Genomic DNA, 14,895 nt, shown 5'->3' on the forward strand with positions numbered 1-14,895 from the left:
GTTCATTAAGCGTGGTTCCGGGCGGCTTGATTGACGTTCAGCGAGTTTATTTCAAAACAAACAACAGTTCACAATAGCGTTTTAAACACATGGCAAAAGAGAATTTTGACCGCTCGAAACCGCACGTAAACATCGGTACGATTGGTCACGTTGACCACGGTAAAACGACGCTGACGGCTGCCATTACGAAAGTGCTGGCCGAAAAGGGTCTGGCCGCAATTCGGGACTTCTCCTCGATCGACAACGCGCCTGAAGAAAAAGAGCGCGGTATTACCATCAATACATCGCACGTTGAGTACGCTACGGCTACCCGCCACTATGCGCACGTTGACTGCCCGGGCCACGCTGACTATGTGAAAAACATGGTAACGGGTGCTGCTCAAATGGACGGAGCTATCCTCGTTGTAGCTGCTACTGACGGACCGATGCCCCAGACTCGTGAGCACATCCTGCTTGCTCGTCAGGTAGGTGTTCCTCAGCTCGTTGTGTTCATGAACAAAGTGGACATGGTTGATGACCCAGAGCTGCTCGAACTGGTTGAAATGGAAATCCGTGAGCTGCTGAGCTTCTATCAGTTCGATGGCGATAACATCCCGGTTATCCAGGGTTCGGCTCTTGGTGGCCTGAACGGCGATGCCAAGTGGGTGAAAACGATCGAAGAGCTGATGGATGCCGTTGATACATTCATCCCGCTGCCTCCTCGTCAGACGGACCTGCCGTTCCTGATGCCGGTAGAGGACGTATTCTCGATCACGGGTCGTGGTACGGTGGCTACGGGTCGTATCGAGCGTGGTGTTATCAACTCGGGCGAGCCAGTTGAAATCCTCGGTATGGGTGCAGAAAACCTGAAGTCAGTTGTAACGGGTGTTGAAATGTTCCGGAAAATTCTGGATCGTGGCGAAGCCGGTGACAACGTAGGTCTGCTCCTCCGTGGTATCGAAAAAACCGATATCCGTCGTGGTATGGTAATCTGCAAGCCAGGTTCTGTAACCCCGCATATGAAGTTCAAGGCTGAGGTTTATGTACTGTCGAAAGAAGAAGGTGGCCGTCATACGCCGTTCTTTAACAAGTACCGGCCGCAGTTCTATTTCCGCACCACCGACGTTACGGGCGAGATCATGCTGCCTGCCAACGTTGAGATGGTAATGCCAGGCGATAACATCACGATTGATGTAACGCTGATCAACAAGATCGCCATGGAAAAAGGTCTCCGTTTCGCTATCCGCGAAGGTGGCCGTACCGTGGGTGCTGGTCAGGTAACGGAAATCCTCGACTAAGTAATACGCGTAAAACAAGTGCATTTCTTCACAGGGGTGCACTTGTTTTTTGCAATTATTCCGTACTTTTGCAGTCCGTTTCAGAGGCACGCTGTTCCGGGTTTACGTAACGTTACGATAAACGGGTGTAGTTCAAGGGTAGAATAGCGGTCTCCAAAACCGTTGATGGGAGTTCGAATCTCTCCACCCGTGCCAATCCCTTACATACAATGGACAAGTTTCTCTCGTTTCTGAAAGCCTCCTGGGAGGAAGTTCAGCACAACGTGACTTGGCCGAAATTCAGCGACCTGCAATCCAGCTCGACCCTCGTACTGGTAGCTTCGCTGATTTTTGCGCTAATGGTCGGACTGATTGATCTGGTGTTTGAGAATGCTCTCAACGTCTTCTATCAGTCGTTTTAAAATTAGTCATTTGGTGTCGTTCATTGTCATTGGTTGTCATTTACCGCAACGGGTCTGACAGCACTCCTGACAACAAATGACCGGCTAATGACCACTTAAGGACAACAATTATGAGCGGCATACAATGGTACGTCATTCGGGCGGTTTCGGGGCAGGAGAAGAAGGTTAAATCTTATCTCGAAAATGAAGTTATTCGGCAAAAGCTGGATGAGGTCATTCCCCAGATTCTGATTCCGGCCGAAAAGGTTTACGAGATGCGCAACGGTAAGAAGCGCGTTCGGGAGAAGTCGTTTTTCCCTGGCTATATCCTGATTTCGGCAGACCTCGGTAATAACCGGGCCCTTGACCTGATCCTTAACATGCCCGGCGTACTAGGGTTTTTGGGGAACTCACAGGTCGGTACAACAACCAAAGTACCCGTTCCGCTCCGCCAGTCTGAAGTGAACCGCATTCTCGGTAAAGTTGAAGAAGAAACGCAGGAAGTCTCTATTCAGACAGTTGCCTTCCTGAAAGGAGAGAATGTGAAAGTCGTCGATGGTCCATTCGGTGGCTTCATTGGTACAGTAGAAGAAGTTTTTGACGACCGGAAGAAGCTGAACGTCGTCGTAAAGATATTTGGCCGGAATACTCCGGTAGAACTCAGTTACGCACAAGTAGAAAAGGAAAGTTAAGCTTCCACTTGGCTTTTCGAATCGGTCAGGCGTCCAATGCTTCCCTCAGTGGACAAGTGGCTAAAAAAGTTGGTCTGTGGTGTGTAGAGAACAGTCTGGTATGTGACGGCCAGCCGCCCCTCGTTCATCATCGATCGTAAAATCAGTTTCACAATGGCAAAAGAAGTAGGTGGCTACGTAAAGCTGCAAGTCAAAGGCGGGCAGGCTAACCCCTCACCTCCGATCGGTCCGGCGCTGGGTTCCAAGGGTTTGAATATCATGGAATTCTGCAAGCAGTTCAACGGCCGTACGCAGGACAAGATGGGTATGGTACTGCCGGTTTTGATTACGTATTATAAGGACAAGTCCTTTGATTTCGTCATCAAAACCCCACCGGCCCCGATTCTGCTCATGGAAGCAGCTAAGCTGAAAGGCGGCTCTGCTCAACCGAACCGTAATAAAGTCGGCTCGGTTTCCTGGGATCAGGTACGGACCATCGCCGAAACGAAGATGCCCGACCTGAACGCCTTTACGGTTGAAGCCGCGATGCGGCAGGTAGCCGGAACGGCTCGCAGCATGGGTATCACGGTGACGGGTACTGCTCCGTTTTAAGAACCAATAGACTTGCCGAGGCAAATACAGAAATGGCTAAGTTAACGAAAAAGCAAAAGGAAGCCCTGTCGAAGTACGATGCTGCCAAGGAATACTCGCTGCAACAGGCGGCTGAGATCCTGAAGGAGATTTCGTACACGAAATTCGACGCTTCCGTGGATATTGACGTTCGGTTAGGCGTTGATCCGCGTAAAGCCGACCAGATGGTACGTGGCGTTGCTACGCTGCCCCATGGTACGGGTAAGACGGTTCGCGTTCTGGTGCTCTGCACGCCGGACAAGGAGAACGAAGCGAAAGAGGCTGGTGCTGATTTCGTAGGTCTGGATGACTACATTCAGAAGATTGAACAAGGCTGGACGGACGTTGACGTGATCATCACGATGCCGAACGTAATGGCTAAAGTTGGTCGTCTGGGTAAAGTACTGGGTCCGCGGGGTCTGATGCCGAATCCTAAGTCGGGTACGGTAACCCCCGAAGTGGGTAAAGCCGTTCGCGAAGTGAAGGCCGGTAAAATCGATTTCAAGGTCGACAAACAGGGTGCCATTCACACCAGCATTGGCAAAGTGTCGTTTCCGCCCGAAAAACTGGCTGAAAACGCACAGGAGATCATCGCCACGTTGCTGCGCCTGAAGCCGTCATCGGCTAAAGGTACTTACGTGAAGACGATCAACATGTCCAGCACGATGAGTCCGGGAGTAACGATAGATAAAGGCACAGTAGCCGGAGTATAAGCCATGAAACGCGAGGAAAAAGGAGCAATTATTGAGGAATTAACTGGCAAGTTCCAGAGCATTCCCTTCTTCTACATCACGGAAGCAAATGGCATGACGGTTGCTGAAACCAATGACCTTCGCCGGATGTGTTTTGAACGCGGCATCGAGTACAAGGTGGTGAAGAACAGCTTCATCAAAAAAGCACTCGAAACGCTGGAAACGGACTATGCTCCGTTCAACGAGACGGTACTACATGGCCAGTCGGCGGTGATGTTTCACCCCGAAGACCAGAAAGCGCCGGCAAAGCTTATCAAAGAGTTTCGCAAGACGAGCGATAAGCTACAACTGAAAGCCGCTTCAATTTCGAGCAGTTTGTTCATCGGTGCCGATCAACTCGACGCACTGATCGCGCTGAAAAGCCGCGAAGAACTTATTGGCGAAGTTATTGGTCTGCTGCAATCGCCTGCCAAGAACGTCATTTCGGCGCTTCAGGGTGGTGGCAACAAACTGGCCGGTATCCTCAAAACGCTGTCGGAGCGCGAGGAGGCAGCCTAGCTGTAACGCGGGCCAACACCCGCCTTTCGACAAAAAAGCGAACACGACGTTCGCAGTTCACAAACAATTGTATCACAATCAACTAAGAATACTACAATGGCAGATTTGAAAGCGTTCGCTGAGCAGCTTGTAAGCCTGACGGTTAAAGAAGTTAACGAACTGGCTGCTATCCTGAAGGATGAGTATGGTATCGAGCCGGCTGCTGCCGCTCCCGTAATGGTAGCTGGTGGTGCTGCTGGTGGTGGCGATGCCGCTCCAGCCGCTGCTGAAAAAACCTCGTTCGACGTGATCCTGAAATCAGCTGGTGCTGCTAAACTGGCAGTTGTTAAGCTGGTTAAAGATCTGACGGGCCTGGGTCTGAAAGAAGCGAAAGAACTGGTTGATACCGCTCCGAAACCAGTAAAAGAAGGCGTTGCCAAAGACGAAGCCGAAGCCCTGCGTAAGCAACTCGAAGAGGCTGGTGCCGAAGTTGAAGTAAAATAAGCAACTGCTTGTTTGCATAGTACTCCAAGCAGGGGAGGCCAGGTTTAACATCTGGTCTTTTCCTGTTTGGAGAATTTTTGTCTGTGCCCTTGCAAAAGACAAACTTATTCTTATTGCCTTACGTTGTCTATTTACGCCCCTTAGGTCGGGTGACACCCGGGGTCTGAATAGCCGTCTACTATACATGCCGTTGTAAAACCACACAACGAGCTCATTGAGAATCGGTTACGCAACTAAACAGAGTACAATCTTGGCTACAAACGCGAAAATCAGTACGCGCAAAAATTTTGCGACGATTCAGCCAGTGATTGGGTATCCTGATTTCTTAGATATCCAAGTTAAGTCTTTCAAAGATTTTTTCCAACTTGACACCCCCTCCAACCAACGGTCGGAAGAAGGGCTGTTCAAAGTTTTTCAGGAAAATTTCCCCATCTCCGACTCCCGCGAAAACTTCAAGCTGGAGTTTATCGATTACTCCGTCGACCCGCCCAAGTATTCGGTCGATGAGTCGATTGACCGGGGATTAACCTATTCGGTGCCACTCAAGGCCAAACTCCGCCTGTCGAACAACGATCCTGACAACGAGGATTTTGAGACAATCGAGCAGGAAGTGTTCCTGGGTAACATTCCGTACATGACCGAGAAAGGCTCGTTCGTCATTAACGGAGCGGAGCGAGTGATTGTTTCGCAGCTGCACCGGTCGCCAGGTGTGTTCTTCTCTATGAGTAAACACACAAATGGTACCAAATTGTATTCAGCCCGGATTATTCCTTTTAAAGGGTCCTGGATTGAATTCTCGACCGATGTAAATAATGTCATGTATGCCTACATTGACCGGAAAAAGAAATTTCCGGTTACAACGTTGCTGCGTGCTATTGGGTTTGGTTCGGACAAAGACATTCTCGACCTGTTTGGTCTGTCGGAAGAAGTGCCGGCTACGCCCGCCAACCTGAAGAAAGCGATCGGTCGCCGGTTAGCTGCCCGGGTTCTGCGGACCTGGACGGAAGACTTCGTTGACGAAGACACCGGGGAGGTAGTATCGATCAGCCGGAACGAGGTGCTTCTCGAGCGCGATTCAGCCATCTCGGTCGATGACATTGATACGATAACGGACTCGGGCCAGAAGTCGGTCATCCTGCACAAGGAGGACATGAACATGGCCGATTACAATATCATTTATAACACCCTGCAAAAAGATAGCTCCAACTCCGAGAAAGAGGCTGTGGAGCAAATCTACCGGCAGTTGCGGAATGCCGATGCGCCTGATGAGCAAACGGCTCGTGAGATCATCCAGAGCCTGTTCTTCTCAGACAAGCGTTACGATCTTGGCGATGTTGGCCGTTACCGGATCAACAAGAAGCTTGGTCTCGATATTTCGTCGGACATGAAGGTACTGACCACCGAAGACATTGTCTCGATTGTGAAGTACCTAATTGGTCTGATCAACTCGAAAGCCGTTGTCGATGATATTGACCACCTCAGCAACCGGCGTGTACGGACGGTAGGGGAGCAGTTGTATGCGCAGTTTGGCGTTGGTCTGGCACGGATGGCCCGTACCATCAAGGAGCGGATGAACGTGCGTGACAACGAGGACTTCAAACCCGTTGACCTCATCAACGCCCGTACGTTGTCTTCGGTCATTAACTCGTTCTTCGGTACGAACCAGCTGTCGCAGTTCATGGACCAAACCAACCCGCTGGCCGAAGTGACGCACAAGCGTCGGATGTCGGCACTGGGGCCGGGTGGTCTGAGCCGCGAGCGGGCCGGTTTCGAGGTTCGTGACGTACACTATACCCACTACGGGCGTCTGTGTACTATCGAAACTCCGGAAGGTCCGAACATCGGTCTGATCTCGTCGCTCTGTGTCTATGCTAAAATCAACAGCATGGGCTTTATTGAGACGCCGTACCGGATTATTGAGAACGGTAAGGTATCGATGGATAAACCCGTCATGTACCTGACTGCCGAAGAAGAAGATACACACTATATAGCTCAGGCCAACGCAGGCATCGACAAGAAAGGTAATTTCATGGTCGACCGGCTCAAGGCCCGTTTCGAGGGTGACTTCCCGATGGCAGAGCCTGCCAACGTGACGTTCATGGATATTGCGCCGAACCAGATTGTTTCGGTAGCTGCTTCGATGATTCCGTTCCTTGAGCACGACGATGCTAACCGCGCCCTGATGGGATCGAACATGCAGCGTCAGGCCGTTCCGCTTCTCCGTCCCGAAGCACCTATCGTCGGTACGGGTCTGGAAGGCCGGGTGGCTGTTGACTCCCGGACACTGGTGATTGCCGAAGCCGATGGCGTTATCGAGTTTGTTGATTCGACGAAAATTGTGGTTCGCTACAGCCTGGATGAAGATCAGATGGCTGTTACGTTCGACGAAGATCGGAAGACCTACAATCTCATCAAGTTCCGCCGAACCAACCAGGACACCTGCATCAATATTAAGCCGACGGTTTTGAAAGGCCAGAAGGTGAAGAAAGGGGATGTTCTCTGCGAAGGCTACGCTACGCAGGCGGGTGAACTGGCGCTTGGCCGGAATATGAAAGTTGCGTTCATGCCCTGGCAGGGATACAACTTTGAGGATGCTATCGTGATCTCGGAGCGGGTTGTGCGCGAAGATATTTTCACGTCGATCCACATCGAAGAGTTTGAACTGGAAGTTCGCGACACCAAGCGGGGCGAAGAAGAACTGACTTCTGAGATCCCGAACGTGAGCGAAGAAACGGTTCGTAATCTCGACGAGAACGGTATTGTACGCGTCGGTACGGAGGTGAAAGAAGGTGACATTCTGATCGGTAAAATTACCCCGAAAGGAGAAAGCGATCCGACACCGGAAGAAAAACTACTACGGGCCATCTTCGGTGATAAAGCCGGCGATGTTAAGGATGCCTCGAAGAAAGCACCGCCGTCGCTGAAAGGCGTCGTGATCGACACCAAGCTGTTCGCTCGTCCGGCCAAAGAAGACCGGGGTAAGCACAAAGACGAGGTGAAAGCGCTGATGAAGAAATACGGTCGTGAACTGACCGATTTCCGCGCCCGCATGATTGATAAGATCGTGACACTGCTGGATGGTAAAACCAGCCAGGGTGTGAAGCATAAGTTCGGCGATGAGGTCGTGAGCAAGGGTGTGAAGTTCAGCCGCAAGAACATTACGGATAACCTCTTCCCCGACAAAAACCCGTATCGCGACGAGAGTGGCTATGCCGTTCCTGAAGAAGCGAACCTGCTTTCGGATATCAACCTCGACGGCTGGACAGAAGATGACAAACTGAACCAGATGATCGTATCGCTGGTGAAGAACTATAACAACCGTCGGAGCGAAATTACGGGCCGGTTCAAACGCGAACGCTTTACGCTTGAAGTAGGCGACGAGCTGCCGGCAGGTATCGTGAAACTGGCTAAGGTCTATATCGCCAAGAAGCGGAAGCTGAAAGTAGGGGATAAGATGGCCGGTCGTCACGGAAACAAAGGGGTTGTTGCCCGGATTGTCCGCGACGAAGACATGCCGTTCCTGGAAGATGGTACCAAAGTAGATATCGTGCTGAACCCGCTTGGGGTACCTAGCCGGATGAACCTGGGCCAGATTTATGAAACGGTATTGGCCTGGGCTGGTCAGAAGCTGGATCGTAAGTACGCTACGCCGATTTTCGACGGAGCTACGGAGCAGCAGGTGGCCGACGAGCTTAACGAAGCAGGCCTGCCCTCATTCGGCCGTACGTATCTGTACAACGGTCTGACCGGCGAGCGTTTCGATCAGCCGGTAACCGTGGGAATCATCTACATGCTCAAACTCGGTCACCTGGTTGACGATAAGATGCACGCCCGTTCGATCGGCCCCTACTCGCTCATTACGCAGCAGCCGCTGGGTGGTAAGGCGCAGTTTGGTGGTCAGCGTTTCGGAGAGATGGAAGTATGGGCGCTGGAAGCATTCGGCGCTTCAAACATCCTGCAGGAGATTCTAACCGTTAAATCGGATGACGTTGTAGGCCGGGCCAAGGCATACGAAGCCATCGTGAAAGGGGAGAACTTGCCGAAGCCAAACATTCCTGAGTCGTTCAACGTACTTGTTCACGAGTTACGCGGTCTGGCTCTTGAAATTACACTTGAGTAAAAAACGTTTTCAGTTTGCGGTATTCGCCGGGTCGCCGGAACAGTTTTCAGTTGGTCGATACAAGACGTGTCCTGTATTGGCCAACTGAAGGCAGTAAACAGAAAACTGTAAACTCCACTAATTAAATCTCCAACCAATGTCGTTCAAAAAGAACAAGAAACTCAACAGCGACTTTGCCAGCGTGACAATCAGTCTGGCGTCGCCGGAGTCTATTTTGGAGAGTTCCTACGGCGAAGTGACACAGCCGGAAACCATCAACTACCGGACGTACAAACCCGAGATGGGTGGCTTGTTCTGCGAGCGCATCTTCGGACCGGTAAAAGACTGGGAATGTCACTGCGGTAAATACAAGCGGATTCGTTACAAAGGCATTATCTGTGACCGTTGTGGTGTTGAGGTAACCGAGAAAAAGGTTCGCCGGGAGCGTATGGGTCACATCGAACTGGTTGTGCCGGTTGCGCACATCTGGTATTTCCGCTCGCTGCCCAACAAAATCGGATATCTGCTGGGGCTCTCGACCAAGAAGCTCGACCAGGTTATCTATTACGAGCGCTATGTAGTTGTTCAACCCGGCGTAAAAGCCGAAGACGGTATCAATCAGCTTGACTTTCTGACCGAGGATGAATACCTCGACATCATGGACAAGCTGCCGAGCAGCAACCAGCACCTGGACGACAAGGACCCGAACAAATTCATCGCCAAGATGGGGGCCGAAGCGCTGGAGATGTTGCTGTCGCGTCTGCAACTGGACGAACTGTCGTATCAGCTGCGCCACGCAGCGGCTACCGACACGTCGCAGCAGCGGAAGGCCGAAGCCCTGAAGCGTCTTAAAGTAGTAGAGGCATTCCGGGAAGCCAACGGCCGTATTGAGAACCGCCCCGAGTGGATGGTGATCAAGATGGTACCGGTTATCCCGCCCGAACTGCGCCCACTCGTCCCACTGGATGGTGGTCGGTTTGCTACCTCTGACCTGAATGACCTGTATCGCCGGGTAATTATCCGGAACAACCGTCTGAAGCGCCTGATCGAAATCAAAGCGCCGGAGGTAATTCTGCGTAACGAAAAGCGGATGCTGCAGGAAGCGGTCGATTCGCTGTTCGACAACTCGCGGAAAGTAAACGCCGTTCGTTCGGAAGGTAACCGGGCTCTGAAGTCGCTGTCTGACATGCTGAAAGGTAAACAGGGCCGTTTCCGTCAAAACCTGCTCGGTAAGCGTGTCGACTATTCGGGTCGTTCGGTTATCGTGGTTGGTCCCGAGCTGAAACTGCATGAGTGCGGTCTGCCGAAAGACATGGCGGCTGAGTTATTCAAGCCGTTTGTAATCCGGAAGCTGATTGAGCGGGGTATCGTCAAAACAGTGAAGTCGGCCAAGAAAATCGTTGACCGGAAAGACCCTGTTATCTGGGATATTCTGGAAAACGTGCTGAAAGGGCATCCCGTACTGCTGAACCGGGCTCCAACGCTGCACCGATTGGGTATCCAGGCATTCCAGCCCAAACTGATCGAAGGTAAAGCTATCCAGCTGCACCCACTCGTCTGTACGGCTTTCAACGCTGACTTTGACGGTGACCAGATGGCCGTTCACGTGCCGCTGGGGCAGGAAGCCGTTCTGGAAGCGTCGCTGCTGATGCTGGCCTCGCATAACATTCTGAACCCAGCCAACGGCGCTCCGATTACGGTACCGTCGCAGGACATGGTACTCGGTCTGTATTATGTAACGAAAGGTCGCAAGAGCATTCCTGAGTACCCCATTGCGGGCGAAGGCATGACGTTCTACGGTGCCGAAGAGGTAATCATCGGCATTAACGAAGGAAAAGTTTCCAAGCACGCCAATATCAAATGCCGGGTGAAAGTTCGGGACGAGAACGGCGAGCTGGTTTATAAAGTCATTGACACCGTGGCGGGCCGGTTGTTGTTCAACCAGGCCGTACCGGAAGAAGTTGGCTACATCAACGAACTGCTGACGAAGAAAAAGCTGCAACAGATTATTGCGCTTATCTTCAAGATTTCGGGTGGTGCGCGGACGGCGCAGTTCCTGGATGAGATTAAAGAACTCGGTTTCCAGATGGCGTTCCGGGGTGGTCTGTCGATTGGTTTGAGCGACGTCATGATTCCCGAAGCTAAGCAGGGACTCGTTGAAGAAGCCAAAGCCGAAGTACAGAGCGTCTGGGATAACTACCTGATGGGTCTGATTACGGAAAACGAGCGTTACAACCAGGTTATCGATATCTGGACGCGGGTTAACTCGCGCCTGACCGAAACGCTGATGAAACAGCTCGAAGCTGATCAGGGCGGGTTCAACTCGATCTACATGATGATGCACTCGGGCGCACGTGGTTCGCGGGAGCAGATTCGTCAGCTGGGCGGTATGCGGGGTCTGATGGCCAAGCCGCAGAAAAACCTGCAGGGTTCGGTTGGTGAGATCATTGAAAACCCGATTCTGTCGAACTTCAAAGAAGGTCTCGACGTACTCGAGTACTTTATCTCGACCCACGGTGCCCGGAAAGGTCTGGCCGATACAGCCCTGAAAACGGCTGATGCCGGTTACCTGACCCGTCGTCTGCACGACGTAGCTCAGGACGTAATTATCAGCGAAGACGACTGTGGTACCCTCCGTGGTCTGCAAGTGTCGGCGCTGAAAGATAACGAAGATATCGTTGAGCCGCTGTCAGAACGGATTCTGGGTCGTACAACCGTACACGACATCTACGATCCGCTGCTGAAAGGCGAAGATGGTAAACCGCTGCTGATCGTTGGATCGGGTGAGCTGATTACGGAAGAAGTAGCGGCTCAGATTGACGAAACGAGCATCGAAACGGTTGAAATCCGCTCAGTACTGACCTGCGAATCGCGGCAGGGTGTTTGCGCCAAGTGCTACGGTCGCAACCTGGCCTCGGGCCGTATGGTTGACATCGGCGAAGCGGTTGGTGTTATTGCCTCGCAGTCGATTGGTGAGCCGGGTACACAGCTGACCCTCCGTACTTTCCACGTGGGTGGTACGGCGTCGAACATCGCGGTCGATGCGTCGATCAAAGCGAAATTCGACGGTCTGATCGAGTTTGAAGAGATGCGTACGGTAGAGTCGGAAGATTCGGAAGGCAACCCGCAAACGGTCGTTATGGGCCGCTCGGGCGAGATCCGGATCGTTAATCCGAACGACCGCAACGTAGTTCTGATCAGCAACAACGTACCGTACGGGGCGTTCCTGCGGGTGAAAGATGGCGATATAGTGAAGAAAGGCGACGATATCTGCGCCTGGGATCCCTACAACGCCGTTATCCTGTCGGAGCTGACTGGTACGCTGACGTTCGATGCAATCGAAGATGGTATTACCTATCGGGAAGAGTTTGACGAACAGACTGGCTTCCAGGAGATGGTTATCATCGAAAGCCGCGACAAGGCGAAGAACCCGGCTATCGTGGTTCAGGGAACAACCACCCTGTCGCTACACCTGGCCGATATCGAAGGCGGACTCTTCCAGAAGAGTTACAACCTGCCGGTAGGGTCGCGTCTGGTCGTAAAACCAGGGCAGAAAATTAAAGCCGGTCAGCCACTGGCCAAGATCCCGCGTAACGTAGGTAAAACCCGCGATATTACCGGTGGTCTGCCACGGGTAACGGAATTGTTCGAAGCCCGTAACCCGTCTAACCCAGCCGTGGTGAGCGAAATCGATGGCGTAGTAACCTACGGAACCATCAAGCGCGGTAACCGCGAAATCTTCATCGAGTCGAAAGACGGCACGAAGAAGAAGTATCTCGTACCGCTGTCGAAGTTTATCCTGGTACAGGACAATGACTTCGTACGGGCCGGGGCACCGCTGTCGGACGGCGCTATTACGCCGAGCGATATTCTGGCCATCAAAGGGCCAACCGCCGTTCAGGAGTATCTGGTGAACGAAATTCAGGAAGTATACCGCCTGCAAGGGGTGAAGATCAACGATAAGCACATCGAAGCCATTGTTCGGCAGATGATGCAGAAAGTGGAGATCATCGACTCGGGCGATACCAACTTCCTCGAAGGACAGGTTGTTGACAAGTGGGCCTTCCGCGAAGAGAACGACAAGATGCTTGATGCAAAAGTCGTGATGGACGCTGGTGACTCGGTCAACTTTAAACCGGGTATGATTGTAACGAGCCGTCAGCTTCGCGATGAGAACTCGAGTCTGAAGCGTCGCGACCTCGCGCTGGTGACCGTTCGTGACGCTATGGCCGCCGTGTCGCAGCCCACGCTGATGGGTATCACGCAATCGTCGCTGGGTACAGATAGCTTCATCTCGGCCGCTTCCTTCCAGGAAACGACCAAGGTGTTGAGCGAAGCGTCGATCCGCGGTAAAATGGATACGCTCGAAGGACTGAAAGAGAACGTAATCGTAGGTCACCTGATCCCGGCTGGTACGGGTATCCGCCGGTACCAGAACGCGATTGTTGGCTCTAAAGAAGAACTCGAAACGCTGACCGAATCGCGCGAGCAGTTTGCCCGTACGAAGAAGAAAGCAACGGTATAGGCATAAGCTTATAAAGTTAAAATCCCCGGTCATGGCTGACCGGGGATTTTTTTTGCCGTCAGATACGTGCGTTTTTAAGCTAACTTTTCTGTACCGTGACCCTACCAAAACTGCCTAGAAGCTTGAGAATGGCCGGACTGTCCTTGTTCTGGCTCAACTTATTCCTGCATGTCTTCTTTTTTTAAGGAAGTACTGTTCCGCACAAACAGGTCTGTCTATTTGTATTTAGCTTCGCTGATTTTGGTAGCAGCCAGTTTAGCCATTCAGCTCCGAAAAGAAGGTGGCTGGTTTTTTCAAAGCCAACGGTGGCTATACTGGGCTATTGCCTGCCTGACAGCGTTTTGCCTCTGTCAGCTTATCAGTAGACACTACTATGGTAAGGCGCTGAAATTAATTTCAGGCCAGTAGGGGGTTAAATGCGCCTGAATCGAAGAGCCGTCCCAGTCGACATGGTTGGGGGGCTTTTTTTAGGTGGCTGAATATTGACTGTAGCCATTATAAGTGCTGCAACCACCGTCAGTGGTCGAAGACCCTGGGGGTGGTTAGCTTTGAAAGAGACGAAAAGAAAGCCGCCCTAAACGAACCCGTTTAGGGCGGCTTTCTTTATTGAAAGCTGTATTTTTGGAAAACGATTTATCCGTATGAATACACAGCAGCAAAATTCCGAAGGTACCATAGATGTTGAACTCAGTGAGGAAATTGCCGAAGGCGTATACGCCAATCTGGCCATGATTGCTCACTCCAATAGCGAATTTATCCTTGATTTTATCCGGCTCATGCCCGGCGTACCCAAGGCTAAGGTTAAAGCACGCATCATTTTGACGCCCGAACACGCCAAGCGGCTCCTTGACGCACTCCGGGAAAACATCAATCGGTTCGAGGAAGCCTACGGCGGTATCAACGAGCCGACTGATACATTCCGGTTCCCGGGTGGCGGTTTTAGCGGACCGGTTGGTCAGGCCTGATCAGCGGGTCTATAAGACTGGCTGTCCGATAGTTGCAGCGAGCCGTTCGTCGAGTTTCGGCAGCGTGAATCCGGTCCGGATTGCTGAAATCTTTTCGTCTTCTGCTTTGGCGTTCAACTGCTTATCCGTATCTTTGCACCTCAAATTTCGGGAAGACTGTTTTTCGTAAACAAATCAAAGAATGCCTACCATACAACAATTGGTGCGTAAAGGGCGTGAGAAACTGGTAGATAAGTCGAAATCACCAGCTTTGGACGCCTGCCCACAACGTCGGGGCGTGTGTACGCGTGTGTACACAACGACGCCGAAAAAGCCAAACTCGGCTCTTCGGAAAGTTGCCCGGGTTCGTCTGACGAACCAGAAAGAAGTCAACGCCTACATTCCGGGCGAAGGTCACAACCTGCAGGAGCACTCGATCGTGCTGATCCGCGGTGGCCGGGTAAAAGATTTACCGGGTGTTCGTTACCACATTGTACGCGGTGCCCTTGATACGGCCGGCGTGAGCGGCCGTCTGCAGAGCCGGTCGAAATACGGTGCCAAGCGTCCGAAACCAGGTCAGGCTCCTGCTGGTAAAGGTGCTCCGGCAAAAGGAAAGAAAAAGTAATTAATCCGACT

Annotated in this window: 11 protein-coding genes and 1 tRNA gene; all 12 read left to right on the top strand. The window is 52.0% G+C overall.

From position 1 onward, the window contains the following. Positions 1-89: 89 nt before the first annotated feature. The 12 genes from tuf to rpsL all read left to right on the top strand — a co-directional run bounded on the left by tuf (position 90) and on the right by rpsL (position 14,884). Positions 90-1,277: an elongation factor Tu gene (gene tuf / locus FBR45_RS00375; RefSeq protein WP_138498307.1), complete on the top strand. Its 1,188-nt coding sequence runs from the start codon at positions 90-92 to the stop codon at positions 1,275-1,277. A 121-nt stretch (positions 1,278-1,398) separates the two neighbouring features. Beyond that, positions 1,399-1,472 (top strand) — tRNA-Trp (locus FBR45_RS00380). Between the two features lie 14 nt (positions 1,473-1,486). Then, complete coding sequence (gene secE, locus FBR45_RS00385; RefSeq protein WP_138498309.1) at positions 1,487-1,678, top strand: preprotein translocase subunit SecE; 192 nt, start codon at positions 1,487-1,489, stop codon at positions 1,676-1,678. A 110-nt stretch (positions 1,679-1,788) separates the two neighbouring features. Continuing rightward, positions 1,789-2,349 carry a transcription termination/antitermination protein NusG gene (nusG, locus tag FBR45_RS00390; protein ID WP_077923678.1) on the top strand — a complete coding sequence of 187 codons (561 nt, stop codon included), beginning with the start codon at positions 1,789-1,791 and terminating at the stop codon, positions 2,347-2,349. Positions 2,350-2,502: 153 nt separating this feature from the next. Continuing rightward, positions 2,503-2,940 (top strand): 50S ribosomal protein L11, encoded by a 438-nt coding sequence (gene rplK, locus FBR45_RS00395; RefSeq protein WP_077923765.1) that lies wholly within the window; start codon positions 2,503-2,505, stop codon positions 2,938-2,940. Between the two features lie 32 nt (positions 2,941-2,972). Further along, positions 2,973-3,671: a 50S ribosomal protein L1 gene (gene rplA / locus FBR45_RS00400; RefSeq protein ID WP_077923679.1), complete on the top strand. Its 699-nt coding sequence runs from the start codon at positions 2,973-2,975 to the stop codon at positions 3,669-3,671. 3 nt (positions 3,672-3,674) lie between these two features. Then, complete coding sequence (gene rplJ, locus FBR45_RS00405) at positions 3,675-4,208, top strand: 50S ribosomal protein L10 (protein WP_077923680.1); 534 nt, start codon at positions 3,675-3,677, stop codon at positions 4,206-4,208. 96 nt (positions 4,209-4,304) lie between these two features. Further along, positions 4,305-4,691 carry a 50S ribosomal protein L7/L12 gene (gene rplL / locus FBR45_RS00410; protein WP_077923681.1) on the top strand — a complete coding sequence of 129 codons (387 nt, stop codon included), beginning with the start codon at positions 4,305-4,307 and terminating at the stop codon, positions 4,689-4,691. A gap of 250 nt (positions 4,692-4,941) precedes the next feature. Further along, positions 4,942-8,811, top strand: a complete 3,870-nt coding sequence (rpoB, locus tag FBR45_RS00415; protein ID WP_138498312.1) for a DNA-directed RNA polymerase subunit beta — start codon at positions 4,942-4,944, stop codon at positions 8,809-8,811. 136 nt (positions 8,812-8,947) lie between these two features. Next, entirely contained in the window at positions 8,948-13,315 is a 4,368-nt protein-coding gene (gene rpoC, locus FBR45_RS00420; RefSeq protein ID WP_077923683.1) for a DNA-directed RNA polymerase subunit beta', read from the top strand. A gap of 641 nt (positions 13,316-13,956) precedes the next feature. Further along, positions 13,957-14,280 (top strand): DUF3467 domain-containing protein, encoded by a 324-nt coding sequence (locus tag FBR45_RS00425; protein WP_138498314.1) that lies wholly within the window; start codon positions 13,957-13,959, stop codon positions 14,278-14,280. Between the two features lie 181 nt (positions 14,281-14,461). Beyond that, complete coding sequence (gene rpsL / locus FBR45_RS00430; RefSeq protein ID WP_077923686.1) at positions 14,462-14,884, top strand: 30S ribosomal protein S12; 423 nt, start codon at positions 14,462-14,464, stop codon at positions 14,882-14,884. Positions 14,885-14,895: the final 11 nt, after the last annotated feature.

It is taken from the genome of Spirosoma lacussanchae (genome assembly GCF_005870035.1).
In the GTDB taxonomy this organism is placed as follows: Bacteria; Bacteroidota; Bacteroidia; order Cytophagales; family Spirosomataceae; genus Spirosoma; species Spirosoma lacussanchae.